Raw genomic sequence first — 2,557 nt, 5'->3', positions numbered from 1 at the left:
GGGCAGCACGCGCGGGATGTTTTCCGGGAAACCGCCGCCGGTGATGTGGGCCAGCGCCTTGATGCCATGCGTGTTGCGGATAGCCTTCAGGATCGACTTCACATAGATGCGCGTCGGCTCGAGCAGCGCCTCGGCGAGGCTGAGCTCTTCGTTGAACGGCGCCGGATCGCTCCAGGCAAGACCGCTCGCCGCCACGATGCGGCGCACCAGCGAAAAACCGTTGGAGTGCAGGCCGGAGGAGGAAAGGCCAAGCAGCACGTCGCCTTCGACGATGTCGTCTGTGGGAAGCAACTGGCCGCGCTCGGCCGCGCCGACCGCGAAACCGGCAAGGTCGTAGTCCTTGTCGTGATACATGCCGGGCATTTCGGCCGTTTCGCCGCCGATCAGCGCGCAGCCGGCTTGCTGGCAGCCCTCGGCGATGCCGCCGACGATCGCGGCGCCCTGGTCCGGATCGAGCTTGCCGGTGGCGAAATAGTCGAGGAAGAACAGCGGCTCGGCGCCCTGCACGACGATGTCGTTGACGCACATGGCGACGAGGTCGATGCCGATCGTGTCATGCTTGCCGGCATCGATGGCGATCTTGAGCTTGGTGCCGACGCCGTCATTGGCCGCGACCAGCACCGGATCGGTGAAGCCTGCGGCCTTGAGGTCGAACAGGCCGCCGAAGCCGCCGATCTCGCCATCCGCGCCCGGCCGGCGCGTCGCGCGCACCAGCGGCTTGATCTTCTCGACCATCAGATTGCCAGCATCGATATCGACGCCCGCCTCGGCATAGGTGAGCCCGTTCTTGCGCTTGGCCGGATCGCCCTTGCTCATCGTCGGCTCGTCCCTGTTTGTCATTGCGGGCTCTTCGCATGAATGGTTTCGGGGAGCAAGGATGACGCGCAGGTGAGTGATGTTGTTTCCGAGGAAAGTGCGGGGTTGATTGGCGAAAGCCGAGACCAGTGCCAATCTCCCGGGGAGATGTCCGGTAGGTCAAAGGCGTGTCCGCCAACTCTGCGATTATGGCAGTCAAACTTCCTCTAGAATGGGTGCTGCCGTTTCATCCACCCACATACGCCCCTGGGGAACACCAACCTCCTTTCCCACGGTTCGTCCTTGCGATGCCAAGCCCTGCTGTTGGTAAAACGCATATTGAACGCGCGTTGGATGCTCGCGGCTGCTGGCCGGATGTCCTTCCTGGACATCGCGCCAAATCGAACCCCAGTCGGGTTTCCAGATTTCGACGAATCTATGGAATAGGGCGAGCAGGACTTCCGCCCCAAAAGGCTCGGCCCCTGCCATGCAGTTAAGCTCCAGACAAGCATTGTTCTGACTGTCTCGTGACAGATACTCGGAATACGCCCCGCAATGGATCGACGTTGACGCTTCCACGTTTCCCCGGCGCTGGTTCCAGAGGGAGACGCGGTAACCCAATTCCGGAATGGGTTGGCGCGGGGCGATGTCCGTCTTGTTCTGGCCTTTCTCCAGCAGGTGCTGCAGGTTACTGGCTGCCGATGTGTCGATAGGTTCGGACGCCATCGCCTTTTTAAGAGACCTTCCCAGCGGAGCCCAGCTAGCGAGTCTTTCGTCGGCAATAGCCAATGCTCGGAAATGCGCTTGAAGTTGTGGGATCGAATCCTTGGCTGTCCGTTTCCTTGGACCCCAGTAAACGTTGATGTTGACCGCCATGTGCGCCTCCCGTGGCATGCAGCCTATCAGCTTCCCTGCAGGTCTGTTGGTCCAAAAGTCGGCGTTCCTTCGCGCCCCCTCTGGCCTGCCGGCCATCTCCCCACGAGGGGAAGATCGGCAGTTCCTCACTTGCGCCAATCTCCCATCTCCCTCATCTTTTTCCCAACAAAAGACACGACGGGACATCACGTGACCCTTCCCAACATGATCACGATCATGCGGCTGCTGCTCGTGCCCGCCGTGGTGCTGGCCATGCTGCAGTCGCTTTGGGGCTGGGCTTTCGCCGGCTTTCTCGTCGCCGGCATCTCCGACGGCGTCGACGGCTTCATCGCGCGCCGCTGGAACCAGTCGTCCCGCCTGGGCGCCTATCTCGATCCGATCGCCGACAAGCTCCTGCTTGTCTCGGTCTTCGTCGTCATGGGCTTCGCCGGCGAACTGCCGCTCTGGCTGGTGGTCATGATGGTTTCGCGTGACGGGCTCATCGTCTGCGCCGTGCTCCTGTCCAGCGTGATGAGCAATCCGGTCGAGGTGAAGCCGCTCTTCGTTTCGAAGGCCAACACCGCCGCCCAGATCGTGCTGGCGGCGCTGGTGCTGGGCGAGCTGGCCTTTGCCGTGCAACTCGGCCCACTGCGGACCGCGCTCATATTGCTGACCGGGGTCTTGACCGTGGCTTCGGCCGCGGCCTATCTCGTGGCTTGGCTAAGGCATATGAGCGGCTATGGCGAAGGCTCCCGAACGAGCAACTCCCAGAACGACGTCACTAAGTCGGGCAACACCAAGTCGGGCATCGGCAGATCGGGCGGCTCCGGCACGGACGCCTGACCACGATGGCGCCGTGATCGCCGCGGACGATAGCTCCGGCGCGCTTCGTCGCCAGGTCTTATTC

The 2,557-nt window shown here is 62.5% G+C and carries 3 protein-coding genes; 1 reads left to right on the top strand and 2 read right to left on the bottom strand.

All coding sequences use genetic code 11. The annotated features are described in order from the left end of the window. Nucleotides 1-816: phosphoribosylformylglycinamidine cyclo-ligase (gene purM, locus EOA24_RS34040; RefSeq protein WP_127410594.1), on the bottom strand; the 816-nt coding region annotated here is incomplete at its 3' end. A gap of 195 nt (nt 817-1,011) precedes the next feature. Beyond that, nucleotides 1,012-1,671 (bottom strand): Imm52 family immunity protein, encoded by a 660-nt coding sequence (locus tag EOA24_RS34035; protein WP_126078167.1) that lies wholly within the window; start codon nt 1,669-1,671, stop codon nt 1,012-1,014. A gap of 189 nt (nt 1,672-1,860) precedes the next feature. On the opposite strand from EOA24_RS34035, the gene EOA24_RS34030 reads away from it, so the two are divergent. Beyond that, entirely contained in the window at nt 1,861-2,493 is a 633-nt protein-coding gene (locus EOA24_RS34030) for a CDP-alcohol phosphatidyltransferase family protein (protein WP_126078166.1), read from the top strand. Nucleotides 2,494-2,557: the final 64 nt, after the last annotated feature.

The organism is Mesorhizobium sp. M2A.F.Ca.ET.039.01.1.1, from assembly GCF_003998035.1.
In the GTDB taxonomy this organism is placed as follows: domain Bacteria; phylum Pseudomonadota; class Alphaproteobacteria; order Rhizobiales; family Rhizobiaceae; genus Mesorhizobium.
This window is presented reverse-complemented; position numbering and strand designations above follow the sequence as displayed.

Bases quoted from the DNA above. Each gene is read 5' to 3' on its own strand.
- EOA24_RS34035 (WP_126078167.1), bottom strand. From the start codon at position 1,671: ATGGCGGTCAACATCAACGTTTACTGGGGTCCAAGGAAACGGACAGCC.